This is a genomic window from Microbacterium sp. BK668, from assembly GCF_004362195.1.
GTDB lineage: Bacteria > Actinomycetota > Actinomycetes > Actinomycetales > Microbacteriaceae > Microbacterium.
Map to the genome: position 1 here is coordinate 821,965 of NZ_SNWG01000001.1, position 25,123 is coordinate 847,087.

At 71.4% G+C, this 25,123-nt stretch carries 24 protein-coding genes; 17 read left to right on the forward strand and 7 right to left on the reverse strand.

Annotated features, from left to right (window positions below):
• The first annotated feature begins 11 nt into the window (after positions 1–11).
• The 7 genes from EV279_RS03635 (at position 12) to EV279_RS03665 (ending at position 7,979) form a co-directional block, all read left to right on the forward strand.
• On the forward strand, positions 12–1,082 hold the full coding sequence (locus EV279_RS03635) for an alcohol dehydrogenase catalytic domain-containing protein (protein ID WP_133541554.1): 1,071 nt from the start codon (positions 12–14) through the stop codon (positions 1,080–1,082).
• Positions 1,079–2,614: a sugar ABC transporter ATP-binding protein gene (locus EV279_RS03640; protein WP_133541555.1), complete on the forward strand. Its 1,536-nt coding sequence runs from the start codon at positions 1,079–1,081 to the stop codon at positions 2,612–2,614. Before EV279_RS03635 ends, EV279_RS03640 begins: the two co-directional genes overlap by 4 nt.
• Positions 2,598–3,593 (forward strand): ABC transporter permease, encoded by a 996-nt coding sequence (locus EV279_RS03645; RefSeq protein WP_208109461.1) that lies wholly within the window; start codon positions 2,598–2,600, stop codon positions 3,591–3,593. The genes EV279_RS03640 and EV279_RS03645 overlap by 17 nt, the downstream gene beginning before the upstream one ends.
• Positions 3,594–3,673: 80 nt before the next feature.
• Complete coding sequence (locus EV279_RS03650; protein WP_166644433.1) at positions 3,674–4,675, forward strand: sugar ABC transporter substrate-binding protein; 1,002 nt, start codon at positions 3,674–3,676, stop codon at positions 4,673–4,675.
• Positions 4,676–4,766: 91 nt separating this feature from the next.
• On the forward strand, positions 4,767–5,537 hold the full coding sequence (locus EV279_RS03655; RefSeq protein WP_133541557.1) for an SDR family oxidoreductase: 771 nt from the start codon (positions 4,767–4,769) through the stop codon (positions 5,535–5,537).
• Between the two features lie 15 nt (positions 5,538–5,552).
• The gene (locus EV279_RS03660) at positions 5,553–6,467 is read left to right on the forward strand and encodes a sugar phosphate isomerase/epimerase family protein (protein WP_133541558.1); all 915 of its coding nucleotides are present in this window, start codon (positions 5,553–5,555) and stop codon (positions 6,465–6,467) included.
• Positions 6,468–6,491: 24 nt separating this feature from the next.
• Positions 6,492–7,979 carry an aldehyde dehydrogenase family protein gene (locus EV279_RS03665; RefSeq protein ID WP_133541559.1) on the forward strand — a complete coding sequence of 496 codons (1,488 nt, stop codon included), beginning with the start codon at positions 6,492–6,494 and terminating at the stop codon, positions 7,977–7,979.
• Between the two features lie 112 nt (positions 7,980–8,091).
• Here the strand turns inward: EV279_RS03665 and EV279_RS03670 are convergent, their stop codons facing one another.
• From EV279_RS03670 to EV279_RS03685, 4 genes are read right to left on the reverse strand one after another with little or no spacing between them, the layout of a single operon-like run.
• The gene (locus EV279_RS03670) at positions 8,092–9,615 is read right to left on the reverse strand and encodes a long-chain fatty acid--CoA ligase (RefSeq protein WP_133541560.1); all 1,524 of its coding nucleotides are present in this window, start codon (positions 9,613–9,615) and stop codon (positions 8,092–8,094) included.
• 46 nt (positions 9,616–9,661) lie between these two features.
• On the reverse strand, positions 9,662–10,114 hold the full coding sequence (locus tag EV279_RS03675; protein ID WP_133541561.1) for a MaoC family dehydratase: 453 nt from the start codon (positions 10,112–10,114) through the stop codon (positions 9,662–9,664).
• Positions 10,111–11,034, reverse strand: coding sequence for an amidohydrolase family protein (locus EV279_RS03680; RefSeq protein WP_133541562.1), 924 nt, complete (start codon positions 11,032–11,034; stop codon positions 10,111–10,113). Before EV279_RS03680 ends, EV279_RS03675 begins: the two co-directional genes overlap by 4 nt.
• Positions 11,035–11,077: 43 nt before the next feature.
• Positions 11,078–11,995, reverse strand: a complete 918-nt coding sequence (locus EV279_RS03685) for an SDR family NAD(P)-dependent oxidoreductase (protein WP_133541563.1) — start codon at positions 11,993–11,995, stop codon at positions 11,078–11,080.
• A 117-nt stretch (positions 11,996–12,112) separates the two neighbouring features.
• On the opposite strand from EV279_RS03685, the gene EV279_RS03690 reads away from it, so the two are divergent.
• Positions 12,113–12,583 (forward strand): MarR family winged helix-turn-helix transcriptional regulator, encoded by a 471-nt coding sequence (locus EV279_RS03690; RefSeq protein WP_133541564.1) that lies wholly within the window; start codon positions 12,113–12,115, stop codon positions 12,581–12,583.
• 24 nt (positions 12,584–12,607) lie between these two features.
• Here EV279_RS03690 and EV279_RS03695 read toward each other — a convergent pair whose 3' ends face one another.
• The 3 genes from EV279_RS03695 to EV279_RS03705 all read right to left on the reverse strand — a co-directional run bounded on the left by EV279_RS03695 (position 12,608) and on the right by EV279_RS03705 (position 16,093).
• A complete protein-coding gene (locus tag EV279_RS03695; protein ID WP_133541565.1) occupies positions 12,608–13,807 on the reverse strand; it encodes an MFS transporter in 1,200 nt (399 codons plus the stop codon).
• Positions 13,808–13,887: 80 nt separating this feature from the next.
• Positions 13,888–15,075 carry a 4-hydroxybenzoate 3-monooxygenase gene (locus EV279_RS03700; protein ID WP_133541566.1) on the reverse strand — a complete coding sequence of 396 codons (1,188 nt, stop codon included), beginning with the start codon at positions 15,073–15,075 and terminating at the stop codon, positions 13,888–13,890.
• 268 nt (positions 15,076–15,343) lie between these two features.
• Entirely contained in the window at positions 15,344–16,093 is a 750-nt protein-coding gene (locus EV279_RS03705) for an IclR family transcriptional regulator (RefSeq protein ID WP_133541567.1), read from the reverse strand.
• Positions 16,094–16,209: 116 nt separating this feature from the next.
• On the opposite strand from EV279_RS03705, the gene EV279_RS03710 reads away from it, so the two are divergent.
• The 9 genes from EV279_RS03710 to EV279_RS03755 all read left to right on the forward strand — a co-directional run bounded on the left by EV279_RS03710 (position 16,210) and on the right by EV279_RS03755 (position 25,039).
• Positions 16,210–16,977, forward strand: a complete 768-nt coding sequence (locus tag EV279_RS03710) for an IclR family transcriptional regulator (RefSeq protein ID WP_243728420.1) — start codon at positions 16,210–16,212, stop codon at positions 16,975–16,977.
• A gap of 78 nt (positions 16,978–17,055) precedes the next feature.
• Entirely contained in the window at positions 17,056–17,922 is an 867-nt protein-coding gene (gene pcaH / locus EV279_RS03715; protein WP_133541568.1) for a protocatechuate 3,4-dioxygenase subunit beta, read from the forward strand.
• 66 nt (positions 17,923–17,988) lie between these two features.
• Positions 17,989–18,579, forward strand: coding sequence for a protocatechuate 3,4-dioxygenase subunit alpha (gene pcaG / locus EV279_RS03720; RefSeq protein ID WP_133541569.1), 591 nt, complete (start codon positions 17,989–17,991; stop codon positions 18,577–18,579).
• A gap of 29 nt (positions 18,580–18,608) precedes the next feature.
• Positions 18,609–20,753, forward strand: coding sequence for an alpha/beta fold hydrolase (locus EV279_RS16990; RefSeq protein ID WP_243728421.1), 2,145 nt, complete (start codon positions 18,609–18,611; stop codon positions 20,751–20,753).
• Positions 20,740–21,156: a 4-carboxymuconolactone decarboxylase gene (gene pcaC / locus EV279_RS03735; protein WP_133541570.1), complete on the forward strand. Its 417-nt coding sequence runs from the start codon at positions 20,740–20,742 to the stop codon at positions 21,154–21,156. The genes EV279_RS16990 and pcaC overlap by 14 nt, the downstream gene beginning before the upstream one ends.
• Before the next feature lie 9 nt (positions 21,157–21,165).
• Entirely contained in the window at positions 21,166–22,170 is a 1,005-nt protein-coding gene (locus EV279_RS03740; protein ID WP_243728422.1) for a hotdog domain-containing protein, read from the forward strand.
• Positions 22,171–22,408: 238 nt separating this feature from the next.
• Positions 22,409–23,194, forward strand: coding sequence for a 3-oxoacid CoA-transferase subunit A (locus EV279_RS03745; RefSeq protein ID WP_133541571.1), 786 nt, complete (start codon positions 22,409–22,411; stop codon positions 23,192–23,194).
• The gene (locus tag EV279_RS03750; protein ID WP_133541572.1) at positions 23,191–23,868 is read left to right on the forward strand and encodes a 3-oxoacid CoA-transferase subunit B; all 678 of its coding nucleotides are present in this window, start codon (positions 23,191–23,193) and stop codon (positions 23,866–23,868) included. The genes EV279_RS03745 and EV279_RS03750 overlap by 4 nt, the downstream gene beginning before the upstream one ends.
• 1 nt (position 23,869) lies before the next feature.
• Positions 23,870–25,039 carry a thiolase family protein gene (locus tag EV279_RS03755; RefSeq protein ID WP_133541573.1) on the forward strand — a complete coding sequence of 390 codons (1,170 nt, stop codon included), beginning with the start codon at positions 23,870–23,872 and terminating at the stop codon, positions 25,037–25,039.
• The last annotated feature ends 84 nt before the right edge of the window (positions 25,040–25,123 follow it).

The window sequence follows — 25,123 nt, forward strand, 5'->3', positions numbered from 1 at the left end:
GAGGAGGCGAAGTGAGGACCGTCGCCGTCACTCGAATCGGGAGTCTGCGCGACCCCGACCCCGACACGCGGGGCCGCATCGGCGTGGTCGACTTCCCCGACCAGCCCCTCGGGCCCGAGGACGTCAGGATCCGCGTGGCGTACGCCGCCATCTGCGGCTCGGATCCTCACCTCGCGGAGGGCTACTTCGGCACCGCCGTGCCGATCGGGCTCGGCCACGAGATCTCGGGGGTCGTCGAGGCGCTGGGGGAGCGGGCGCACCGCAACGGCCTCCGGGTGGGCGATCGCGTCGCGGGCAACTTCCTCCGCTTCTGCGGCACGTGCCGCCCGTGCCAGGAGGGCAGGCAGCAGTTCTGCGAGAACATCCAGGACTACAACCGCCCCGGCATGGCCGAGACGATCACGTGGCACGAATCCCAGGTCTATCGGCTGCCCGAGGGAGTGTCGCTTTTGAAGGGATGCCTGCTCGAGCCGACGTCGGTCGCCGTGCGCATCGCCGACAAGGCGCGCCCACGGGTCGGCGACCGGGTCGCGATCGTCGGCGGAGGGCCGATCGGCCAGCTCGCGCTCCAGGTTCTGCGGATGGCCGGCGCGACGTCGCTGACCCTCGTCGAGCCGATCGCCGATCGCCGCGAGATGGCCGTGCGCCACGGCGCGGAGTTCACGATCGACCCGGTCGAGGAGGACCAGGTCGCCCGCGCGCTCGCGATCACCGGCGGACGCGGATACGACGTCGTGATCGACGCGTCGGGGTCGGTTCGAGCGGTGCGGGGAGTGCTCGACATCGCGGCGAAGGGCGCGACCGTCGTGTACGGGGCGATGTACCCGGCCGACTTCGAGATGCCGCTGAACCTCTCCGACCACCTGTACCTCAAAGAGCTCACCCTCACCGGGGTCTTCGTGTCGCCGTACGCCTTTCCGCGGGCTCTGCAGATCCTTCCGCACCTCGAGGTCGACGAGCTGACGCGGGCCGTCTTCGACCTGGAGGACGCGCCCGCGGCGTTCGAGGCGCACGTGAGCGGACAGCATCCGAAAGTCGTCATCCGCTGCAATGCCGTGACGGACGAGGGGGTGGCGGCATGACGCTCACCACGGACACCGCCGCCGCGCCCGCCCTCGAGGCGCGCGGCATCGTCAAGCGCTTCGATGGCGTGCACGCCCTGGAGGGTGCTCACCTCTCGGTGCAGCGCGGCGAGATCCACGCGCTCCTCGGCGAGAACGGTGCGGGCAAGTCGACGCTCATCAAGGTGCTCACGGGCGTCTACGCGCCCGACGACGGGACGCTGTGGCGCGCGGGCGAGGAGGTCGAGTTCGGGAACGTCCGCATCGCGAAGAGGGCGGGGGTCGTCGCGCTGTACCAGGAGCTGTCGATCATCCCGTCGCTGAGCGTCGCCGAGAACATCCTGCTCGGCGCGCAGACGCCCAACCGGGGCGGCGTCGTGCAGTGGCGGACCCTCCGGCGCCGCGCGAAGGAGCAGCTCGACAGGATCCACCAGCGGATCCCGCTGGGGAAGCTGGCCGGCGAGCTCTCCCCGGTCCAGCAGACGATGGTCGCGTTCGCGCGGGCCCTGGCCACCGACGCCCGGGTCCTCATCCTCGACGAGCCTACGGCCTCGCTCACCGACACCGAGATCACCGAGCTCTTCTCCGTGCTGCGCCGGCTCCGCGACGAGGGCGTGGCGATCGTCTACGTCTCGCACCGACTGGAAGAGGTCTTCCAGCTCTGCGACCGGCTGACCATCATGCGCAACGGCAGGACCATCGTGACGAAGGATGTCGCGGACTCCCACATCGACGAGGTGATCTCCAGCATGGTCGGCCGGGAGGCCGGGCAGCTCTACCCCGAACGCGGCTCCGCCTCCACGGCCGACGTCGCTCTCGCCGTCGAGGGTCTTCACGGCCGTCGCGTCAAGGACGTCTCGTTCGTCGCCCACCGAGGCGAGGTCCTCGGGATTGGAGGCCTCGCCGGGTCCGGTCGCAGCGAGCTGCTGCGGATCCTCTCGGGCGCCCAGCGGCACTCGGCCGGCACGATCTCCGTCGACGGGACGGTGCTGCGGCACTCCCCGGGCGTGGAGAGGGCGCTGGAGGCGGGCATCGCGCTCGTCCCGGAGGAGCGCCGCAGTCAGGGCGTGATCCTGGGGTCCACCATCCGGGACAACATCGCACTGGCGAACATCAAGACCGTGAGCACTCTCGGCGTCGTATCGGGAGCGCGCATCTCCGACATCGTGAGCCGCGGCATGACCGACCTGCGCGTCAAGGCGCGCAGCTCGCGCCAGCCGGTGGGCGAGCTGTCCGGGGGGAACCAGCAGAAGGTCGTGCTCGCGAAGATGCTCGCGCGCGGGCCGCGGATCCTCCTGATGGACGAGCCGACGCGAGGGATCGACGTCGGCACCAAGGGCGAGATCTATCGCCTGATCCGCCGACTGGCGGCGGAGGGGACGACCGTCATCGCGGTGAGCTCCGAGCTTCCGGAGCTGATCGGGATGAGCGATCGGATCCTCATCATGCACGAGGGCCGCATCTCGGGTGAGGTGCCTGCCGAGGGGGCGGACGAAGAGGTCCTCCTCAGCTACTGCTACGGAAAGGCGGAATCGCATGACCACGATGCGTAATCCCGGAATCGAGGACACCACCGACACCGTCGCGGTGCCGCGACGGTCGGTGGGTCAGACCCTCCTGTCCGGCGGGACCGTCCTCGCGCTCATCGCCCTCGTGGTGTTCTTCTTCGCGATGCGCCCGGACGTGTTCCTGACGTTCACCAACGTGCGCAACATCCTGTACCAGGTGGCGATCCTCGCCATCATCGCCGGCGCACAGACGATCGTCATGGTCGTCGGCGACTTCGACCTCTCGGTCGCCGCCACCTCCTCGCTGGCCGGGGCCGTCGTCGCCTCGCTCATGCTCGGAGGTTCGCCCGTCCCCGTGGCCATCCTCGTCGGGCTCGCGGTGGGGCTGGCCATCGGGATCGTCAACGGCCTCCTGATCGCCTACCTGAATCTGTCGGCCTTCGTGGCGACGCTCGCGACGCTCACCTCGGTGACGGGACTGGCCTTCCTCGTCACCGCCGGCACGACGCTGTTCAACCTGCCGCCGGAGTTCACGGCGCTGGGACAGGGACGGTTCCTCGAGATCCCGCTCCCGGTGTTCATCGCGATCCTGATCTCGCTCGTCCTCTGGTTCGTGCTCCGCTTCACCACGATGGGCCGGCGCTGGTACGCCACCGGCGGGAACGCCGAGGTCTCGCGCCTGTCCGGGGTGAATGTGCGACGTGCGCGCCTGCTGGCCTTCTCGATCGCAGGCCTCGTGGCAGCCCTCGGCGGCATTCTGCTGGCGGCGCGTCTCGGCAGCGCGAGCGCCGTCCAGGGGGAGGACAACCTGCTGTTCTCCGTCGCCGCGGTGTTCCTCGGCATGACCGTCGTGCGCTCCGGCGCGGCCAACATCGGCGGAACCATGGTCGGCGTCGCGATCATCGGCGTCATGAGCAACGGCCTGAACATCCTGGGCGTGAACGCCTATGTCCAGCAGGTTGTGACGGGCCTCATCATCATCGCGGCCGTGACGCTGTCGTCCCTCCGACATCGGGAGCGCTGACCCGCAGCCCTCTCGTCGCTCCGGGGCATCCATCCCGGGCACCGATCAGAAATCACGCAATGACACGAAGGAGTAGATCTGTGCGTACCTCACTCAAGACCCTCGCGGCCGCGGCCACCGTCGCCGTCCTCGCCCTGGCAGGCTGCTCGTCCGGCTCCGGTGCCGGCGGCTCGACCGGCGACGCCGGCGGCGGCGACCAGCCGTTCCGCGTCGTCGCCTTCACCTCCGGCAACCAGACGCCGATCGGGGCCTGGTGGGTCAAGGCCGTCGAGGCCCAGGCGGAAGAGCTCGGATGGGACCTCACCATGGTGCAGGGCGACTTCGACTTCCAGAAGATGAACCCCGCGGTCGAGAGCGCCATCGGCCAGGGCGCCGACGCCGTGTACAACGGCTACACCGATGTCGCCTCGATCAGCTCGATCGTGACCGCCGCGAAGGATGCAGGCATCCCGATGTTCGCGATCGATGCCGGCACCGAGCCCACCGACGCGTACGCGCTCAACATCACCACCGATCAGCAGGAGATCGTCGATCAGACCATGGAGGCCATCTCGGATTCGATCGGGGGTCTCGAGGGCAAGAACATCATGGTGATCGGCCATGACCCGCACGCCGGCATCCGCATGCGCTCGGGCCTCGCCGCCGAGGCGGTCGAAGCCGCCGGGGCGAACCTCGCCGGCGGAGAGATCCAGCAGGTCGTCTCGCCCGCCACGGGCCGCACGGAAGCGCTCGCGCTTGTCGCCGACTACCTCTCGGCGAACCCCGGCGGACTCGACGCCGTGTGGGTCGGGTGGGACGACGCGGCCCTGGGCGCCGTGCAGGCGATCTCCGAAGCGGGCTCCGACGCGAAGGTGACGGGTGTGGATGCCACGAGCGAGGCGATCGCGGCGATCCAGTCCGGAGGACCCTTCCTCGCGACGGTCGAGCAGCCCTGGCCCTCGATCAACGACGACGTGACGGCGGCCCTGGTCGCGTTCCAGAAGGACGGCACCATGCCGTCGTCGGACTTCGAGGCGGTGGGGGTCACCCTCGTCACGAAGGACAACGCGGCCGAGATCACGCCGTCGGACAAGCTCGGCTGAACCGCCGCTGCCGGTGGGGGCGGGCCATCGCCCCCACCGGCACCGGCCCCCGGCATCCCCGACGCCCGCACGAGACGAAAGAGACGACGACATGCGTTTGGAAGGCAAAGCAGCCCTCATCACCGGAGGCGCGAGCGGAATCGGTCTGGCGACCGTCCGCAAGTTCATCGACGAGGGGGCGAAGGTAGCCGTCGCAGACATCGCCCTGGACAGGGCGCAGGAGGTCGTCGACACGCTCCCGGATGGGAGCGCCGTCGCGGTCGGGGTGGACGTCTCGGTGTACGAGGAGGTCGAGGCGGCCGTCCAGACGGCGGTCGACGCCTTCGGCAAGCTCGACGTCATCTTCAACAACGCCGGGATCGCGGGCGGCAAGCCGCTGCTCGAGCACGACCCGGCCGTCGACTACGTCCCGATGATCCGCGTCGACCAGGACGGCGTCTATTACGGCATCCTCGCCGCGGGGAGGCAGTTCGCACGCCAGGGGACCGGCGGGGTCATCATCTCGACGTCGTCCATCTACGGCGAGCAGGCCGCCGAGCTCGCGTTCAGCTACAGCGCCGCGAAGGCCGCCGTGATCTCGTTCACCCGATCGGCGGCCTACGAGCTCGCCGAGCACGGCGTGCGGGCCGTCGCGATCACGCCGGGTCGCGTGGGCACGCCCATCATCAACCAGTTCTCCGACGAGCTGAAGGAGCTGTTCGCGTCGGAGCAGCTGCGCAACAGCCTCACCCGGCCCGAGGAGATCGCGGACGTCGTCGCCTTCCTCGCGTCCGACGAGGCGAACGCGATCAACGGCACCGTCGTGCACGTCGACGACGGCTACTCCGCCTTCAAGCAGCGGTTCGCGCTGCCGACCTTCTGATCGACGGGCCGACGCGTGAACCCTCACCTCGACCTCGAGCTCGACGTCGCCTTCCACGTCAGCATCGCGCTGGCCGATCCGACGCCCGCCGCGCTCGCTCCGCTGCTCACCGAACTGCGGGCGCGCGAGTACCGCGGGGCGGTGCTGCCGCCGCTCGACCCGGCGCAGACGGACGCGACAGCCCTCGCGCGCGTGTTCCGCGAGTGCGACGTGAGGCCGATCGCCATGACCGGCCAGCGGCCGGGCGCCGACGTGTCGTCGGAGGACGGTGACGAGCGACGCGCCGGCGCCGATGCGCTCCGCGCCGCCGTCGACTTCGCGGCGGCCCTCGGTGCGGACCAGCTCAACGGCGTGCCGTACGGGCTGTTCGGCCCGCCGGGCGGACCCACTTCGCGAGCGGCGCTCGTGAGGGCCGCGCGCGAGGTGGGCGCGGTCGCCGACTACGCCGCCGGGCAGGGCGTCGCGATGACGTTCGAGGTGCTCAACAGGTACGAGACATCCGCCGTCAACACCGCCGCTCAGGCGATGGAGTTCGTGGAGCTCAGCGGATCGGACAATCTCGGCATCCATCTCGACACCTTCCACATGGCGATCGAGGAGGCCGACATGGCGGCGGCGATCCGCGCAGCGCTTCCGCGGCTGCGGTACCTGGAGCTCGGTCAGTCCGGCCGTGGCACGCTCTCGACGGGGGCCCTCGACATCGCCAGCGTCGTCCGGCAGGCTCTGGACGACGGCTACGCGGGACGCTGGGGCGTCGAGGCCTTCTCGAGGCCCCTCGTCGGGGGCGCAGCCGACATCCTCTCCATCTGGAGGGCTCCGTTCGACGACGCCCTCGCGGTGGCGACGGATGCTGTCCGCGTCATCCGTCAAGGGTGGACGGACAGCGCGCCCGGCCGGCGTGCACACAGACTCGCGCGCAGCCACGCCTGACGCTCGCGCAAGAAGGGAAGCGACATGTCCACCACCATCGAGAGCACGACGACGCTCATCGACGAGAGCGCCTTCACCGGGCGGATCTTCATCGACGGCGAATGGGTCGACGCCGGAGGCGGATCCATCGCCTCCGTCGCACCCGCCACGGGTGAGACGATCGCGACCGTCGGCCTCGCGTCCCCGGCGGATGTCGCCCGCGCAGCGGCGGGCGCGGCGCGGGCGCAGAAGGAGTGGGCGGTGACGCCGCACCCTGTGCGCGCCGGCGTCCTCCGCCGGGCCGCGCAGCTGTGGGAGGAGCACGCCGACGAGATCATGGGCTGGAACATCCGCGAGGTGGGCGCCATCCCGCCCCTCGCCGGGTTCGCCCTCCACGTGACGGCGGCCGAGTGCTACGAGGCCGCGGCGCTGCCCTCGGCCCCGCTCGGCTCGATCCTCTCCAGCGAAGAGCCCCGGCTGTCCCTCGCCCAGCAGGTGCCGGTGGGCGTCGTCGGCGTCATCTCGCCCTTCAACGTCCCCCTCATCCTCGGCATCCGCGCCGTCGCCCCCGCGCTCGCGCTCGGGAACGCCGTCCTGCTCAAGCCCGACCCCCGCACGGTGGTCACGGGCGGCGTATCGATGGTGCGCATCTTCGAGGAGGCGGGTCTTCCGGCCGGACTTCTCCAGCTCGTCCCGGGCGGTGCGGAGGTCGGCGAGGCGATGGTGGCCGAACCCGACGTGCGGGTGATCGCCTTCACGGGGTCGACGCGCGCAGGCCGGATCGTCGGCGAGCTCGCCGGCCGGCACCTCACGCGCGCGCACCTCGAGCTCGGCGGCAACTCCGCTTTCATCGTCCGCGAGGACGCCGACGTCGACCAGGCGGTGAACCTCGCGACGTGGGGCTCCTACCTCCACCAGGGCCAGATCTGCATGACGGTGGGCCGGCACATCGTGCACGAGTCCCTCTTCGAGGAGTACGTGTCGCGGCTCGCGGCGAAGGCCGACTCGATGCACGTGGGGGATCCGGCGGCGGAGCAGGTGCATCTCGGACCGCTCATCGACGAGGTGCAGCGCGACCGCGTGCACACTCTCGTGCACGATGCCGTGGCCCAGGGAGCGGAGCTGCGCGCGGGTGGATCGTACGACGGACTGTTCTACCGCCCGACCGTGCTCGCGAACACCCCGGCCGACGTCGACGCGTACCACGAGGAGGTCTTCGGGCCCGTCGCGTCGGTGGTCCCGTACTCGACCGACGATGAGGCGGTGAAGCTCGCGGCATCCACCGACTATGGGCTCTCGCTCGGGATCGTGAGCCGTGACGTCATGGCGGCCTACGCGATGGCGCAGCGCATCCCGACCGGGATCGTGCACATCAACGACCAGACGGTGGGCGACGAGGCCAACGCGCCGTTCGGCGGCGTCGGCGCCTCGGGCACCGGGTCGCGCCACGGGGGTGCTCAGGCCAACATCGACGCGTTCACCGAGACGCGCTGGATCACCCTGCGACGCGAGCCGGGGCAGTATCCGCTGTAAGCGGGCCGCGGCTCACTCGCGGCTCACTCGCGGCTTACGAGCGGCTCACTCGCGGGTCACTCGCGGCCGAAGCGGGCGCGCAGGTCACTCGCGGCCGAAGCGGGCGGGCAGGTCACTCGCGGCCGAAGCGGGCGCGCAGGTCGGCCTTCCGCACCTTGCCGGACGCCGTCCGCGGAAGGTCTTCGACGACCACGACGTTCTTCGGCAGCTTGTAGCGCGCGACGAGTCCGTCGAGGCGCTCGCGGACGGTCTCGGTGTCGACCTCGGCGCCGTCGCGCAGCGTCACGACGGCCCACGGCACCTCGCCCCAGCGCTCGTCGGGCACTCCGACGACGGCGACGCCCGAGATGCCCTCGATGTCGGAGATGAGGTTCTCGACCTCGGCGGGGTAGATGTTCTCTCCGCCCGAGATGATCATGTCCTTCAGGCGGTCCGCGATGTAGAGGTAGCCGTCCGGGTCGAGGTAGCCGAGGTCGCCGGAGCGGTACCACCCGTCCTCGGTGAAGGCGTCAGCCGTCGCGTCGGGCATGCCGTGGTAGCCGAGGAAGACGTTCGGGCCCGCGACCTCGACCTGGCCGACGGTGCCGCGCGGCACGACGTCTCCCCGCTCGTCGGTGATGCGCACCTCGGTGAAGAAGTGCGGGAGGCCCACGCTGCCCTGCTTCGCGCGCGTCATCTCGGGCGACAGCGACGTCGCTCCCGGAGAGGTCTCGGTCATGCCGTAGCCCTGTGAGAACGACAGTCCGCGCTCCTCGTAGGCGTTGAGGATGCGGGTGGGCACGGCCGAGCCGCCGCACGTGAGCTTGTGCAGCGACGACAGGTCGGTCGTCGCCCACGCGGGATGGTCGGCCAGCATCTGGTAGGTCGTGGGGACGCCGCTGAGCATCGTGACGCGGTGCCGTTCGATGAGCGACAGCGCCCGCCCGGGCTCGAACCCCTTCTCGAGCACGAGCGTGGCGCCCTTGAGGATGACCGGGAGCGCCCCCATGCCGAGCGAGGCGACGTGGAAGAGCGGGGAGATCATGAGCGACACGTCGCCGGACACGACGTCGTAGTCGACGACGCAGTTCAGCGCGACCCACGTGAGGTTGCCGTTGCTCAGAATGGCGCCCTTCGGCCGGCCGGTCGTGCCGGAGGTGTAGATGATCGCGGCGGGGTCGTCGAGTCCGACGTCGGCGACGGTGTGCCCCCCGGGCGCCTCGGCGACCAGCCGCGCGAGTCCAGGATGCTCGGCGACGCCCTCCCCGGTGACGATGACGTGCGCGATGCGCCCCGCCTCGACGCCGGGCATCGCGCGGTCGAGGAACTCCGGGTCGAGCACGACGGCGCGGGCGCCCGAATCGACCAGGACGTGCGTCACCTCGGGGCCCGCCAGGCGGGTGTTGACCGGTACGAAGACGGCGCCGAGCTGGGCCGCCCCGAGCATCACCTGCAGCAGCTGCGGGCTGTTCTCCCCGATGAACGCCACGGCGTCGCCCTTGCGTATCCCCCGGTGCCACAGCACCGCGGCGACGTGGTCGGCGGTGTCGGCGAGGTCCCGATAGGTCAGCAGGTCGTCGCCGAAGATGACGGCGGGCTTGTCGGGGGTCTTGAGTCGTCGCTTCGCGAGCCAGAACCCGATTCCGCGATTGCGCATGTCTCTCCTTCGAGCGTGCGAATGGGAGCGAGGGGGGATGCCGGGGTCAGGCGTAGAAGCGGTACAGCCCTCGCGCGACGACGGCCGGCTTCTCGGCGCCCTCGATCTCGATCGTCTGATCGACGGCGAACTGGTAGCCCCCGCGCACCTCGGTCACCTCGGCGATGACGGCGTTCATGCGCACGCGTGCGCCCACCTGCACGGGGGAGACGAACCGCACCTTGTCGAGGCCGTAGTTGACGCGCGTCGTGACGCCCGTCACGTCGAACAGCTCCGACCAGAACTTCACCGTCAGCGACAGGGAGAGGAATCCGTGCGCGATCGCGCCGCCGAACGGGCCGTCGGCGGCGCGGGCGGGATCGACGTGGATCCACTGGTGGTCGTCGGTGGCTTCGGCGAAGAGGTTCACGCGCTCCTGCGTCACGTCGAGCCATTCGGTCCAGCCGAGGTCGGTCCCGGCGAGTCCGGCGGCGTCGGCGTAGTCGACGGTCGTGGTCATGGTCGTTCTCCTTGGTGGGTCGAGCGGGCGTCGTCCGCGACGACGAGTCCGAGAAGCCGGGCGGCGTTGTCTTTGAGGATCCCCGGCATCACGTCGGGCTTGAGCGCCGTGGCTTGGACATCCCTCTGCCAGCGGTCGGGGGTGAGCAGCGGGAAGTCCGACCCGAACAGCACGCGGCGCGTGAGGTACGAGTTGGCGGCGCGGACGAGCTGCTCGGGGAAGTACTTCGGGCTCCAGCCGGACAGGTCGATCCACGTGTTGTGCTTGTGCGTCGCGACCGACAGCGCCTCGTCCTGCCATGGCACGGAGGGGTGCGCCATGACGATCTGCAGGTCGGGGAAGTCCGCGGCGACGGGGTCGAGCAGGATCGGATTCGAAAGGGCCAGCCGCAGCCCCCGTCCGCCCGGGAGCCCCGCGCCGATGCCCGTCTGACCCGTGTGGAACAGCGCCGGGATCGCAGCATCCCGGATCGCGGCGTACAGCGGATAGAAGCGCTCGTCGCTCGGGTCGAAGCCCTGCACGGTGGGGTGGAACTTGAAGCCCCGCACGCCCTGATCGTCGATGAGCCGGCGGATGCGGTCGAGCGCGTCCTCCCGGCGGGGGTCGACGGAGCCGAAGGGGATGAGGACGTCGTTGTTGCGCGCCGCGCCCTCGGCGATGTCGGCGCTCGACAGGGGCGGATGGCCCAGCTGCTCCTCGGCATCGACCGTGAACACGACAGCCGCCATCGAGCGGTCGCGGTAGTAGGCGGCCACCGAGTCGAGATCGGGCCGGGGGCCGTCGGCCGAGAAGTAGCGCGATGCGGCGGCGACGAGATCGTCGGGGAGCGAGTGATGCCCGTGGTCGTCGACCTCGATGTGCACGTGGACGTCGATCGCGGTGATCGCGTCGACGTCGATCGCCGATTCGTAGCGGGTCATGTGCGTTTCCGGTCGTTGAGCGGGCGATGCGAGACGAGGCCGCCTAGCGCTGGAGGTCGTCGGGGAGGGGCGGGAAGGTCTCGCCGACCGACTGCAGCTGCCCGTCGACGAGGCCGGGGAACTCCGCCGAGAGCGCCTCGAACGACCAGCCCCCGTCGTGGTAGGCCGTGAGCACGGGCTCGGGGTGCGACCACAGCTGAACGCGGTCGCCCCCGACCCCGATCGCCTGGCCGGAGACGCCGGCCGCGGCATCCGTCGCCAGATACGCCACGAGGCCCGCGACGTCGTCGGAGGTGCCGAAGCCCAGGTCGTGCCGGAAGAAGGCGGGCATGGGCTCGCCCTTCTCATCGGCTTCGACGGCGGCGGCGAAGTAGGGGACGGTGGCGGTCATGGCCGTGGCGGCGACGGGGATCACCGCGTTGACGGTGATGTTCGCGCGCTTGAGCTCGAGCGCCCACGTGCGGACCATCCCGACGATGCCGGCCTTCGCCGCGGCGTAGTTCGTCTGGCCGAAGTTCCCCCGCTGGCCCGTGGGAGACCCGATGCAGATGATGCGTCCGGCGACCCCGTGCTCCCGCATCCAGATCGCCGCCTCGCGCACGCACGTGAACGTGCCGCGGAGGTGGATGCCGATCACGGTGTCGAAGTCGTCGTCGCTCATCTTCCACAGCACGGTGTCGCGCAGGACCCCCGCGTTCGTGACGAGGATGTCGAGGCCGCCGAACGCGTCGACGGCGGTCTGGACGAGCTGCGCGGCCGTCTCGGTGGGTCCGACGGGGGCGACGACCGCGACGGCGCGACCGCCGGCGCCCTCGATGGATGCGACCGCCGCAGCGGCCGCCTCGGCGTCGACGTCGTTGACGACGACGGCGGCGCCCCGGCGGGCGAGCTCCTGCGCGTAGGCGAGGCCGAGTCCTCGGCCCGATCCGGTGACGACGGCGACTTTGCCCTCGAGTTCCATCGGTGTGCTCCTTCGTGACGCGCCGTGCGGGCGGGCGACGGCCCAGGGGATCATGACACCACGAATTGATTGAGAATGTCAATGGTTGTCGATCTCATCGTTTGCTACAGTGGGCGCATGCCGAGGACGCCGTCTGACACCGCCCGCGCGGCGTCCGACCGTCTCCGTGAGAGCGACCTCGGCACCGATGTGAGCTTCCTGCTCGCCCGCGCGAACGCCCTCTCGGTGTCGGCGGGGAACGCGGCGCTCGCGCCGTTCGGGCTCAAGGTGCGATCGTTCTCGGTGCTCGCCCTCTCGGCCGGCGAGGTGCGGCCGACTCAGCGCGACCTGTCGGAGTTCCTCCGCCTCGACCCGAGCCAGGTCGTGGCGCTCGTCGACGAGCTCGAGAAGCGCGGACTCGTCGAGCGGCGACCCGACCCCGCCGACCGGAGGGCGAACGTCGTCGTCGCGACGGAGGAGGGGCGCTCGCTGCACGTTCAGGCGGCCGCGGCGACGAGGGCGGCCGAGCGATCGCTGCACGGCGACCTCGCTGCGCCGGATCGTCGGGTGCTCGCGGATCTGCTCGCGCGGATCGCGTATCCGGGGTAGGCCCCCGGCCTCGGTCCTGGCTTGTCAGCGGCGCTCGAGGACGAACCGATCGCGTCCGGCCAGCACCCCCGTGGCGAGCTGCCCGATCATCACGACGAGCACGAGCACGAGGGGCGCGACCCACCCCCCGACCGCCGCGTGCACCCAGCCGAACAGCACGGGGCCCAGCGCCGCCAGCACGTAGCCGACGGACTGGCCCATGCCCGACAGCGCGGCCGAGGCGTCGTGGTCGCGGGCGCGCTGGGCCATGAGGGTCAGGGTCATGCCGAGCGACGCGCCCGACGACAGGCCGATGAGCACGACCCAGAAGACGATCGCCCCGGGCGCTGCCATGAGCCCGAGGACCCCCACGATCCCCAGGGTCGGGATGAGTGCGGGCACGAACCTCTCGACGCGTCCGCGCAGGACGAACGGCACGATGAGGGACCCTGCCAGCGAGAAGATCTGGTAGATCATCACGTCGAAGCCCGCGACCACGGCGCTGCGGCCCGTCGAGACCGAGATCGACGCGAGCCACGTGAGCAGCATGTAGAAGGTGGATGCCTGGAACCCCATGTATGCCGCGACCACCCAGGCGACCGGATCGGACCAGATGCCGGTGCGGCCCCGGTGCCGGCCGCTGCCGGCGGCATGCGGGGCTCCGCGCGTCGCCCATCCCCAGGCGCCGATGGCGAAGGGCAGGAGGGCGAGGCCGATGACGAGGAGGGCGAATCGCCAGCCCGCCTCCCCGCCCGGGAGCTCGAGGTGGGAGACGGGGACCGCGACGCCGGAGGCGATCGCCCCGACGCCGCCGAGGAGGGCCGTGTAGACCGCCATCATCGCCGGCACGCGCGCGGGGAAGTCGCGCTTGATCGCGGCGGGCATGAGGACGTTGACGATCGCGAGGGCCGCGCCGATGATGATCGTGCCGATCCAGAGGCTCGCCGTCGGGCCGGGGATCGAACGCACGACCGTGCCTACGGCGAGGACGACGAGCGACCATGTGACGGCACGCGACATCCCGAACCGCCGGCTCAGCTCGTGCGCGACCGGCGAGACCAGGGCCCACATGAGGAGGGGAACCGCGCCGAGCAGCCCGAGGAGGGTGGGCGAGAGCGAGGTCTCGTCGCCGATCTGTCCGAGCAGCGGCCCGACGGCCGTGATCGTGGGGCGCATGTTCGCCGCGACGAGACACGTCGCGACGAGAAGCCCCGCGATCGCCGGCGCGCGCTTCCCTTCGCCCATAGGTATTGGATGCTACACCCTGGCCGTGGGGGCTGGACCGGGGGAGTGCCCCGCTTCGCGCCTCTGCTCGCCGGACCGGGTCAGGTGAGGCCCTCGAGCGGCCAGCCCGTGTAGGCCTCCGCGAGGTAAGCCCGACCGTGCTCCGACTCCACCACCGAGCGCAGCTCGCCGAGCTGGCGGCGACGGTCGAAGTCCGAGGCATCCGGTGCCACGTGGAGCATGCTCGTCATCCACCACGAGAAGTGCTGCGCCTTCCAGATGCGGTGCAGCGCCTTCTCGGGGAACGCCTCGAGCGGGCGCGAGTCGTCCTCCAGCAGAAGCGCCCGCAGCGCCTTCTCGAGCACGACCACGTCGGCGACGGCGAGGTTCATGCCCTTCGCACCGGTCGGCGGCACGGTGTGCGCCGCGTCGCCGATGAGCGCGACGCGGCCTTTCAGCAGCTCGTGCGCGACGAAGCTGCGGAACCGCAGCACGTCGCGCTGGAAGATCGGCCCTTGCGCGAGCGTCGTGCCGGGCACGCGCTTCTGCAGCTCGTCCCACAGCTGCTCCTCGGAGTACGCGGCGGGGTCGGTGTCGGGGTCGCACTGGAAGTACATGCGCTGGACGGTCGCGCTCCGCTGGCTGATGAGTGCGAATCCATCGGGGGAGTTGCTGTAGATGAGCTCTTCGGAGCTCGGCGGAGCTTCGCAGAGGATGCCGAACCAGGCGAACGGGTACTCGCGGAAGTAGCCGCCGGTCGACGAGCCGCTCACGGCCGCGCGGGCGACGCTGCGCGAGCCGTCGGCGCCCACCACGAACTCGGCCTCGATCGTGAGGGTCCGGCCCTCGGCGTCGGTCGCGATCACGGCGGGCCGGTCGGTTCCCGCGCCCTCGACGCGCTGGGCGGTCACGCCGAAGCGGAGGTCCTGTCCGCCTGCGAGGCGTGCCCGGATGAGGTCTTTCAGCACCTCGTGCTGGGGGTAGAGGTAGACCGCGCGGCCGACGAGCGCGGCGAAGTCGATGCGGTAGCCCTCCCCGGCGAAGCGGAGCTCGATGCCCTCGTGGCGGCTGGCGGCCGTCACGACCCGATCGGACGCTCCGGACGACGAGAGGACGCCGACCGTGCCCTCCTCCAGGATGCCTGCGCGGATCGTGTTCTCGATCTCCTCGCGCGTGCGCTGGTCGATCACGACGGACTCGATGCCCGCGTCGGCGAGCAGGTGCGACAGCAGCAGGCCGGCGGGGCCGGCGCCGATGATCGCGACGCGGGTCGTCACTGTGGCGGTCATTTCGCGTCTCCTTCGACGAGTGGATGCTGCGCTCCAGTGTGCTTCCGCCCGCGGGCGTCCGGACGGCGTGTTCCTGATGAACGGGAACGGGTTCCGCGGCGGCTCGACGTCGTCCCCTCCTCTCGCTTCGCTCGCTCGGGGACCGGGGCGGGGCGGCGCGAGGCCCCTCTTCCGTCCCGTCCTCCCTTCCGCCCGAGGAGCGGATGCTGTGAGCCGCCGCATTCGCCTCCGCTCGCCGGATCTCCTCCGCTCGCAGGGTCCGCGCCGCTCAGCGGCCCGAGAGGACGGCGCGGATTTCGCGCGCAGCGCGGAGGAGCTCCGAGACCGCGACCTCGGGAGGCGTCTCGCGCGGAAGGACGACCGAGAGCGCGGCGACGACCTCGCCGGTCTCGTCGCGCACCGGCACCGCGACCCCCGTCGACACCGACTCGACCGAGCCCGGCGCGACGACGAAGCCCGAGCGACGGATCGACGCCAGGACGCGGCGGAGGGACGAGGCATCCGTCATCGTGTCGGGAGAAAGGGCGGGGAGCGCGCCCGCGAGCACGCGCTCCTGCAGAGCAGGGTCGGCGTAGGCGAGCAGCACGAGACCCGACGAGGAGGCGTGGAGCGGGAGGCGGCCGGCGATGCGCGTGATGTTCGCCCCCGCCTCGGGGTGCGAGAGGCGCTCGAGGAAGAGAGCGGAGTCCTGCTCGAGCACGGCGAGCTGAGTGTGCTCGCGGACGCGCGCCTGGATGCGCTCCATGGACGGGAGCGCAGCCTGCCGAAGACGCAGGGCCCGCGAGCCGCGCAGGGCGAGCTCCCACAGGCGCAGGCCGAGCCGCACGCGGTGCTCGTGATCGCGGTCGAGGAGCCCCTCGGCGACGAGTTCGTCGACGAGGCGGTGCGCGGTGGACGAGGGGAGCCCGGCGCGACGGCCGATCTCGGACGCGGTCTGCACCGTCCGGTCGGCCGTGAATGTCTCGAGCACCCGCACGATGCGCTGCGTCATCGAGTCGCCCGACGGCGAGTTGGCCATGGGCTCAGGATGCCACGCCCCTTCGCCCGGGCAGGGCGCGATTCGTCGTCGCTGCTCGGCTGCTCCGCTCGACGGCCGAGCAGGGACGGCGGGTAGCCTCGGAGGCGGGAGGACACGTGGCCGACGAGGGAGAGGGAATGCTCGCCCGCGCGATGCGCGTGCTGCAGTGCTTCACAGACGACGAGCCCGCGCTCTCAGCCGCCCGGCTGGGCGAGCTGACGGGGCTGCCGAGCTCTTCCCTGCACCGGCTGCTGGCGTCGTTGACCGAGTTCGGGCTCCTCACGCGGGCCGCGGGACACCGCTACACGATCGGCGTGCGGCTGTGGGAGCTCGGCGAGCTCTCGCCGCTGTCGCTGCACCTGCGAGAGACGGCCCTCCCGCACATGCTGAGGCTCTACGAGGCGACGGGCGAGAACGTCCACCTCGCGGTGCTCGACGCGCCGACGCCCGACACCGCCTCGGCTCTCTACGTCGGGCGGCTCACCGGCACGGGTTCGATCCCGACGCTCAGCCGCATGGGCGGGCGGCATCCGCTGCACACGACCGGGGTCGGCAAGGCCCTGCTCGCCACGCGCGACGCCCTGTGGCTCGAGCGGTACTTCGCCGCCCCCCTCGAGCGCGAGACGACGCACTCGATCACGTCGGAGCGGGAGCTGCGGCTCGACCTCGAGCGTACGCGGGCGCGCGGCTACGCGACGACCCACGAGGAGATGACCCTCGGAAACGTCTCGGTCGCCGCCGCCCTCGGCCCCGTCGACGGGCTCCCGCCCGCAGCGGTCGGCGTGGTGGTGCACCTGGAGCGGGCGGACGAGCGGCGCCTCGGGCCTCTCGTCGTACAGGCGGCGCGCGACATCCGTGCCGCCCTCCTCGCCGATTCCCGCTGAGCGGGATCGCTCCCGGGGATGCTCCGATCCCGGTGCGACCCTGAAGACGACCACGTGTGAACCGTCGAAGGGGACTTCATGACCGTCGTCGAGTCCGATCCGAACAGCCAGGAGGCCTTCTCGTCCTCCGTCGTGCTCGAACAGACCGCGGCCGCGCCCGAGACGCTGCTCGCCTCGCACGACATGCCGTCGCAGGCCCGGATCACTCAGGAGATCCTCGACCTCCACGCCGACGCCGAGCGCCGCCTCGCCGCCGGCGAGCGGGTGCCGGCGACGCTCTACGACTTCGCGCCGTACCGCTCCAGCATCCTCCGCCATCCGACCAAGAACCCCCGCCTCGTCGACCCCGAGACCATCGAGCTGTGGTCTCCCGCGTTCGGGCAGCGCGACGTCGCACAGATCGAGTCGGATCTGACCCTGCAGCACAGGGGCGAGCCGCAGGGCGAGCGCATCACGATCGAGGGCCGCCTGCTCGACTCGTGGGGCCGTCCGCTGCGCAACCAGCTCGTCGAGATCTGGCAGGCCAACGCCGCGGGACGCTACATCCACCAGCGCGACCAGCACCCCGCGCCGCTCGACCCGAACTTCACGGGAGCCGGGCGGATCGTCACGACCGACGAGGGCTTCTGGAAGTTCACGACGATCAAGCCCGGTCCCTATCCCTGGAAGAACCACATCAACGCGTGGCGTCCGGCGCACATCCACTTCTCGATCTTCGGCTCGGCGTTCACGCAGCGGATCATCACGCAGGTCTACTTCCCGGGCGACCCGCTCTTCCCGCTCGACCCCATCTACAACACGATCCGCAGCCAGAAGGACCGCGACCGCCTGATCGCGGCCTACGACCACGACCTCACGGTGCCCGAGTTCTCGATGGGCTACCGCTGGGACATCGTCGTCGACGGTCCCGACGCGACCTGGTTCGAATCCGAGGAGGGCGAGTGATGCGGGCGGCGACGAGAAGCGACCGGTTCAGCCGGGCGAAGGATGAAAAGGACGGGGAGGCCTGACATGACCGCGCACGACTCCGCAGCCGCCCTCGCCGGCCGCCCGGCCAAGACCCATGAGCCGACGTCAGGTCAGACGATCGGGCCGTTCTTCGCGTTCGGCCTCAACTATCCGAAGATGCACGAGGTCGCCTCCCCGCACTCGCCGGGCGCGATCGTGCTCGGCGGCACCGTCTACGACGGAGCGGGCAGCCCGATCCCCGACGCGTGCGTCGAGATCTGGGGCGCCGACGCCGACGGGTCGCTTCCGCGCGGCCGGGGATCCCGCCGGCGCGACGACCACACCTTCACGGGCTTCGGCCGCTCGCACACGAACGACGAGGGGCACTTCGAGTTCTGGACGCGCAACCCCGGCTCGATCGCCGGCGAGGCGCCGTTCTTCGCCGCCGTAGTCTTCGCGCGGGGGCTTCCGAACAAGCTGCACACCCGCATCTACCTCCCCGAGGACGCCGAGCGCCTCGCCGCCGATCCTCTCCTGTCGTCGCTCGACCAAAGCGAGCGCGCTACGCTCATCGCGACGCGCGGGGCCGACGGATCGCTGCACTTCGACATCCGTCTGCAGGGCGATCGGGAGACGGTGTTCCTGACCTATTGACCGCGCGACTCCGGACGAAAGGGCCCATCGTGAGCGAGTCGCCCCTCGACGTCGGTCTGCTGACCCCCGTTGCCGTCGGCAACGACGATGCGGTGACGGATGCCGCGTTCCTCACCGCGCTCGTGCACGCCGAGGTCGCGCTCGTCCGAGCGTACGAGGCGGTCGGCACCGCGCCGCGAGGAACGGGCGACGCGCTGCAGGCGGCGCTCAACGAGGCGGCGCCGATCGATGCGGCGGCGCTCGCCGCGGCATCCGTCGCCGGAGGCAACCCCGTCATCCCGCTCGTCGCGCAGCTTCGGGAGCGCGTGCCGGCGGACGTGCGCGCGTGGGTTCACCGCGGCGCGACGAGCCAGGACGTCCTCGACACCGCGCTCGCCTTCGTCGCTCGCGACGCGTCGGACCTCGTGTCCGGGTCGCTGCGCGAGACGGTTCGGGCGCTCGAGCCCTTCGCCCGCGCGCACCGGGACGACGTGGCCGCGGCGCGCACACTCACGCAGCACGCCGTGCCCACGACCGTCGGGCTCCGAGCGGCGAACTGGCTGCGGGGCGTGCGCCGTGCCGAGGAGCGGGTGGATGCCGCGACCCGGGCTCTTCCCGCACAGCTCGGCGGTGCCGCCGGAACCCTCGCGTCGTTCGTCGCCGTCGCGGGCGCCGAGGCGGCCGGCCGTCTGCCGGGCGCCTACGCCGAGGCGCTGCGGCTCGCGACGCCCGAAAGTCCGTGGCACACGACCCGCTGGCCGATCACGGAGCTCGGCGACGCCCTCGTGCAGGCGATCGACGCCGTCGGAGTGGTCGCCGCCGACGTCGCGACGCTCTCGCGCACCGAGATCGGCGAGCTGCGCGAGGGCTCGGGCGGAGGGTCGTCGGCGATGCCGCAGAAGCGGAACCCCGCGGCATCCGTCCTCATCCGCTCCGCCGCCATGCGCGCGCCCCAGCTCGGCGCGTCGCTCCACCTCGCCGCCGCGCTCGCGGTCGACGAGCGCCCCGACGGTGCGTGGCACGCCGAGTGGCCGACGCTGCGGGAGCTGCTTCGTCTCGCGCTCGGCGCGACGGCGCAGGCCGCGACGCTCGTGCGGGGGCTGCGGGTCGACGCCGACGCGGTCGCGCGCAACCTGGCGGAGACTGGCGGTCTCATCCTGGCCGAACGCCTCTCGATCGTGCTCGGCCCCGTCGTCGGGGCGAAGCGCGTCGCCCGCATCGTTCGTGCGGCGGGCGCGGGCGAAGACCTCGAGGCGCTCGTCGAGGAGGCGCTCGTCGAGGCCGGCACCTCGGCGGTCGACGTCGGGCCCCTGCTCGATCCAGCGAACTACACCGGCCTCGCGGGCGACCTCGTCGACCGCGTCGCCCCGCCCCATCCGGAGAACGAGGGAAACGTGAGCCTCCCGACCATCGCCCTCTCGAAACCCGCCGGACCCGACGGTGCGCCGCTGCTCGTGCTCGGAGCATCGCTCGGGACCTCGAGCGTCCTCTGGGAGGACGCCCTTCCGGCTCTCGCCGAGCGGTACCGCGTGGCGGTCCTCGACATGCCGGGCCACGGCGCCGCGCCGCCCACCCGGGAGCCGTTCACGATCGGAGCCATCGCCGACGCCGTGGCGCGCGCGATCGAGGAGCGGGGCGAGCAGCGCGTCCTCTACGCCGGGGTGTCGCTGGGCGGCGCCGTCGGCCTCGAGCTGCTGCTGCGGCATCCCGGGCTGGTGCGCGCCGCGGCGATCCTCGCGTCGGGAGCGAAGCTCGGCGAACCCCAGGGGTGGCGCGACCGCGCCGCGCAGGTGCGCGCGCAGAGCACGTCGAGCCTCATCATCGCGTCGGCCCAGCGCTGGTTCGCGCCAGGGTCCATCGAGCGCAACCCCGTCATCACCGGCCGCCTCCTGCACGCCCTGCAGGATACGGACGACGAGAGCTATGCCCTGTGCTGCGAGGCGCTCGCGGACTTTGACGTCAGGGAGCTGCTGCCCGACATCGAAGTGCCCGTGCTGGCGGTGTGGGGAGCCCATGACGAGGTGACCCCCGAGCGCTCCCTGCGTCTGGTCGCTGAGGGCGTGCGGGACGGGCGCGCGGTCGGCCTCGCCGAGGCATCCCATCTGCCGCCCGCCGACGACGCCGTCGAGACGGCGGCGGTGCTGCTGCGGTTCTTCGACGAGATCACGGAAGGACGAACGGATGCCGCGGCCTGACGGGGACGGACTGACCGACGCCGAGCGGTGGGAGCAGGGCATGCGCGTCCGGCGGGCCGTGCTGTCGGACGAGCACGTGGACCGCTCGATCGCGAACACGACCGAGCTGACCGCGGACTTCCAGGACTTCATCACGCGCGTCGCGTGGGGCGACGTCTGGTCGCGCCCGGGTCTGGACCGCCGGTCGCGCTCCGTGGCAGTGCTGACGTCGCTCATCGCGCACGGGCATCACGAGGAGCTCGCGATGCATGTGCGAGCCGCGCTGCGCAACGGCCTCACGGTGGACGAGATCCGCGAGGTCATCCTGCAGTCCGCCGTGTACTCGGGCGTTCCCGCCGCGAACACCGCCTTCCGGATCGCCTCCCAGGTCCTCGCCGAGGCCGGCGACGCCTCGGGGCTCTAGGCTCGCCCCGTGACCGAGGTCCTTTCCGGGCGCGCCGCCGGGCGCGACGACCGCATCACGCTGCGGTTCATGACGACGCCCGCCGACACGGCGGCCGGCGGCCGGTCGGTCGCCGCGGGCAGCGTCATGGAGTGGATCGACAAGGCCGGCTACGCGTGCGCCGTCGGGTGGGCCGGGGCCTACTGCGTCACCGCCTATGTCGGGAATGTGCGCCATCGCCGGCCGATCGCCCCCGGGAGCCTCATCGAGGTGCAGGCCCGGCTCATCCACACCGGCCGCACGAGCATGCACGTCGTCGTGACGGTGTCGTCCGCCGAGGTCGAGACCCGCGTGTACACGCCCGCGACGACGTGCATCCTCATCTTCGTCGCCAAGGGCCCGGACGGGCGTCCGGCCGAGGTCCCGGAGTGGCAGCCCGTCTCGCGCTCCGACCGCAAGCTCGCCGGGGCGGCGCTCGACCGCATCCCGTCGCGGGCCGAGATCAAGCGGCTCATGCTCGATGAGGACTACGGTGCGCCCACGGAGGCGCCGATCGTGACGATGCGCTTCCTCGTGCCGCCGGGCGTCGTCAACTGGGGCGGCAAGGCGCACGGCGGGACCGTCATGCGCTGGATCGATGAGGCGGCCTACGCGTGCGCGGCGGGGTGGGCCGGGGACGGCGCGGATGCGAGCGCCGCCGTCGCGGTCTACTCCGGCGGCATCCACTTCTTCGCGCCGGTGCGCATCGGCGATCTCGTGGAGGTCGAGGCACGCATCGTCTACACGAGCGCGCACAGCATGCACGTCAGCATCCGCGTGTCGTCGGCCGATCCCCGGACGCCGCACGAGCTGACCCTCACGACGCAGTGCCTGAGCGTCTTCGTCGTCCCGGGGCCGGACGGCGTGGCCGCCGCGGTGCCGCAATGGCGCCCCACCACGCCTGAGGACGTGCGGCTGTGGGAGCACGCGCGCGACATCATCCGCCTGCGCGAGGGGATCGTGCCGATCCCGGCCTCGCTGACGCTCGAGCCCTGACTCTCGCACGCGGTGCTCGGATGTCCGGCGCCGTACCTCTTCTCACTGCGATCGGTCGGAGGACGGGCTGGCGACCGAGCGGACTCCTCGGCTGTGCTGGTTTGCGCGCGCGTCGGCGGGTCGCCCGGCCCGTGATTCCCACCGACCGGGATCGATCGTGCCGGCGTGGCGGCTGCGGAGTAGTCTGAGTCGAGCCATCCAGCGAACGATCGTTCGCAGAGCGAACAAGGAGCATTGCGTGATCGACAAGAGCGTTCCGGATGCCGAGGCCGCCGTCGCCGGCATCCCCGACGGCTCCGTGGTCATGATCGGCGGGTTCGGCCGCGCCGGCCAGCCGGTCGAGCTCATCGACGCGCTCATCGCGCAGGGCGCGTCGGATCTCACGATCGTCAACAACAACGCCGGGAACGGCGACACCGGACTTGCGGCGCTGCTCGCGAAGGGGCGCGTCCGGAAGATCGTGTGCTCCTTCCCCCGCCAGTCCGACTCGTGGGTCTTCGACGCGCTGTACCGCGACGGGAAGATCGAGCTCGAGCTCGTCCCGCAGGGCAACCTCGCCGAGCGGATCCGCGCCGCCGGTGCGGGGATCGGCGCGTTCTTCTCGCCGACCGGGGTCGGCACACAGCTCGCCGAAGGCAAGGAGGCCCGCGAGATCGACGGCCGCCAGTACGTCCTGGAGTACCCGATCACGGCGGACTTCGCGCTGATCAGCGCATGGAAGGCCGATCGCTGGGGGAACCTCGTCTACCGCGAGACGGCGCGGAACTTCGGGCCCGTCATGGCGTCGGCCGCCACGACGACGATCGTCCAGGTGGACGAGATCGTGCCCCTCGGATCGCTCGATCCCGAGAACGTCGTGACGCCGGGGCTCTTCGTCGACCGCGTCGTGGCGGTCGGCGAGCGGCGCTGGCTCCAGCGGGGAGAGTTCGTCGGCGGAGTCGACCTCGAGGGGCGACCTCTCGCCGACCCTTCGACGAGCTCGGGGACCGGGAAGCGCTCGGGAACGAAGGAGGCCGGCCGGTGAGCACGCGCATCGCCCGTGAGGAGCTCGCCGCCCGCATCGCGGCCGACATCGCCGAGGGCTCGTACGTGAACCTCGGGATCGGAGCCCCGACCCTCGTCGCGAACTACCTGCCCGAGGATCTGGAGATCATCCTGCACACCGAGAACGGGCTGCTCGGCATGGGGCCGGCGCCCGAGCCCGACCGGGTCGATCCCGATCTGATCAACGCGGGGAAGCAGGCCGTCACGGCGCTTCCCGGAGCCGCGTACTTCCACCACGCGGACTCGTTCGGCATGATGCGCGGCGGGCACCTGGACGTCTGCGTGCTGGGTGCCTTCCAGGTGAGTCAGACGGGTGACCTCGCGAACTGGTCGACGGGCGCGCCCGGTGCGATCCCCGCCGTCGGCGGCGCGATGGACCTCGCGATCGGCGCGAAGGCGGTCTACGTCATGACCGACCTCCTGACCAAGACCGGCGAGTCCAAGCTCGTCGCCGAGTGCAGCTACCCGCTGACGGGCGTCGGCTGCGTGACCCGCGTCTACACGGATCACGCCGTCTTCGATGTCACGCCCGACGGCTTCGCCGTCCGTGAGGCCTTCGGCGACAACACCGTCGAATCCCTCGCCCAGCTGACCGGACTGACGCTCGTCTCGGTCGGTGAGCGAGCGCAGCCGGACCGAACGCAAGGAGCCTGATATGACCGCTTCGTATGTCTACGACGCCGTGCGCACGCCGTTCGGCCGTGCGGGCGGAGCTCTCTCGGGCGTCCGGCCCGACGACCTCGCCGCCGTCGTGATGAAGTCGATCGTCGAGCGCACGGGCGTGGATCCCGCGCGGATCGAGGATGTGATCTTCGGCGACGCCAATCAGGCCGGCGAAGACAACCGCAACGTCGCGCGCTTCGGCGCGCTGCTGGCAGGGTTGCCCACCACGGTCCCGGGAGTGACCGTGAACCGGCTCTGCGGCTCGTCGGTCGAGGCCGTCATCCAGGGATCCCGCGCGATCGAGGCCGGCGACGCCGACATCATCCTGGCCGGCGGCGTGGAGTCGATGAGCCGCGCGCCGTTCGTCGTCGAGAAGTCGCCGAAGCCGTTCCCAGCCGTCGGGAACCAGACGCTGTGGAACACGTCGATCGGCTGGCGCATGGTCAATCCGAGCTTCCCCGCGAAGTGGACCATCTCCAACGGCGAGTCCGCGGAGAAGCTCGCCTCGATCTACGGCATCTCCCGTCGCGCGCAGGACGAGTTCGCCCTGCGCAGCCACCGCCTGGCCGGTGAGGCGTGGGCTGCCGGAGCCTACGACGGGGAGATCGTCCAGGTCCCCGGCGTTGAGCTCGCACGCGACGAGGGCATCCGCGACGACACGACCCTCGAGAAGCTCGGCACGCTGCGCGCCCTGTTCGCCAAGGACGGCACGGTGACGGCGGGCAACTCGTCGCCCATCAACGACGGCGCGTCCGCCGTGCTCCTCGGGGCGGAGGGGGCTCTGGATGCCGAGCCCCTCGCCCGCATCGCGGGCCGTGCCGCGTTCGGCAGCGACCCGGACGTCTTCGGCATCGCGCCTGTGGAAGCCGCGAATCGCGCTCTCGCGCGGGCGGGCCGCACCTGGGCGGATGTCGACCTCGTCGAACTCAACGAGGCCTTCGCGTCGCAGAGCCTCGCGTGCGTTCAGCTGTGGAGCGACCTCGATCCCGAGAAGGTCAACGTCCACGGCGGAGCGATCGCGATCGGGCATCCCCTCGGCGCCTCGGGAGGCCGCATCATCGGGCACGCCGCGCACGAGCTGAAGCGCCGCGGCGGCGGGGTGGCGGTCGCGGCGATCTGCATCGGCGTCGGCCAGGGCCTCGCCGTCGTCCTCGAGCGCTGACCACGGTGCCGACCGCCGCCCTTCGCTCGCTGAGCGAGCGAAGCGAGACGAGACGCACCGGATCCGCGCGTGGATTCGGTGCGA

Coding starts and splice junctions, on each gene's coding strand:
- EV279_RS03640 (WP_133541555.1), top strand. CDS start 1,079: ATGACGCTCACCACGGACACCGCCGCCGCGCCCGCCCTCGAGGCGCGC.
- EV279_RS03645 (WP_208109461.1), top strand. CDS start 2,598: ATGACCACGATGCGTAATCCCGGAATCGAGGACACCACCGACACCGTC.
- EV279_RS03655 (WP_133541557.1), top strand. CDS start 4,767: ATGCGTTTGGAAGGCAAAGCAGCCCTCATCACCGGAGGCGCGAGCGGA.
- EV279_RS03665 (WP_133541559.1), top strand. CDS start 6,492: ATGTCCACCACCATCGAGAGCACGACGACGCTCATCGACGAGAGCGCC.
- EV279_RS03670 (WP_133541560.1), bottom strand. CDS start 9,615: ATGCGCAATCGCGGAATCGGGTTCTGGCTCGCGAAGCGACGACTCAAG.
- EV279_RS03675 (WP_133541561.1), bottom strand. CDS start 10,114: ATGACCACGACCGTCGACTACGCCGACGCCGCCGGACTCGCCGGGACC.
- EV279_RS03680 (WP_133541562.1), bottom strand. CDS start 11,034: ATGACCCGCTACGAATCGGCGATCGACGTCGACGCGATCACCGCGATC.
- EV279_RS03685 (WP_133541563.1), bottom strand. CDS start 11,995: ATGGAACTCGAGGGCAAAGTCGCCGTCGTCACCGGATCGGGCCGAGGA.
- EV279_RS03690 (WP_133541564.1), top strand. CDS start 12,113: ATGCCGAGGACGCCGTCTGACACCGCCCGCGCGGCGTCCGACCGTCTC.
- EV279_RS03695 (WP_133541565.1), bottom strand. CDS start 13,807: ATGGGCGAAGGGAAGCGCGCGCCGGCGATCGCGGGGCTTCTCGTCGCG.
- EV279_RS03700 (WP_133541566.1), bottom strand. CDS start 15,075: ATGACCGCCACAGTGACGACCCGCGTCGCGATCATCGGCGCCGGCCCC.
- EV279_RS03705 (WP_133541567.1), bottom strand. CDS start 16,093: ATGGCCAACTCGCCGTCGGGCGACTCGATGACGCAGCGCATCGTGCGG.
- pcaH (WP_133541568.1), top strand. CDS start 17,056: ATGACCGTCGTCGAGTCCGATCCGAACAGCCAGGAGGCCTTCTCGTCC.
- pcaG (WP_133541569.1), top strand. CDS start 17,989: ATGACCGCGCACGACTCCGCAGCCGCCCTCGCCGGCCGCCCGGCCAAG.
- pcaC (WP_133541570.1), top strand. CDS start 20,740: ATGCCGCGGCCTGACGGGGACGGACTGACCGACGCCGAGCGGTGGGAG.
- EV279_RS03755 (WP_133541573.1), top strand. CDS start 23,870: ATGACCGCTTCGTATGTCTACGACGCCGTGCGCACGCCGTTCGGCCGT.